The organism is Avibacterium gallinarum (assembly GCF_002921135.1).
GTDB classification, from domain to species: domain Bacteria; phylum Pseudomonadota; class Gammaproteobacteria; order Enterobacterales; family Pasteurellaceae; genus Avibacterium; species Avibacterium gallinarum.
This window is the reverse complement of sequence record NZ_PQVJ01000039.1, coordinates 1-432: the sequence shown is the minus strand read 5'-3', so window position 1 is coordinate 432 and position 432 is coordinate 1. Positions and strand designations below refer to the sequence as shown.

1 protein-coding gene and 1 pseudogene are annotated in these 432 nt (G+C 40.7%); both read right to left on the bottom strand.

What is annotated here, in order from left to right; translation table 11 throughout:
* Positions 1-125: BolA family protein (locus C3007_RS11480; RefSeq protein ID WP_479768589.1), on the bottom strand; the 125-nt coding region annotated here is incomplete at its 3' end.
* Positions 95-432 (bottom strand): annotated as a pseudogene (locus C3007_RS09850) (STAS domain-containing protein); the annotation flags it as partial. The gene C3007_RS11480 and the pseudogene C3007_RS09850, both read right to left, overlap by 31 nt.

Here is a 432-nt window from a genome sequence, read left to right as displayed (position 1 = left end):
CGGGATAAAGCAGCGATGTTATCATCAATGACAATCACGCCAAAATGGGCGTTTTCGCCCTGCACATAAACCTGTTCGAGGTTTAACGCTTGTTTTAAAATTCGTTCGATTTCTTGCGTTTCCATTCAATGTTTCCACTACAATAAAAAAGGCTTAAGCCAATGGGATAAGCCGAAAAGATCAGCCAATGTCAAGAGTTGCTTAGGCACATTCACCAACTGCTGAGGTTGCCCTTGCTTTTGCATTTGATACAAATAATCACAAAATAAGGCAAAACCCGCACTATCAATACGCGTTAAAGTCTGAAGTTCCCAAATAATCGGTTGCGAGCCAAGAGCGATTTTCGATAAAAAGAAGAACGTTGCTCCCATAATGGTAACAAAGTATCCCTTGTTAATACCCCGCCTAAGCGGAGTATTATCTTATCATCAT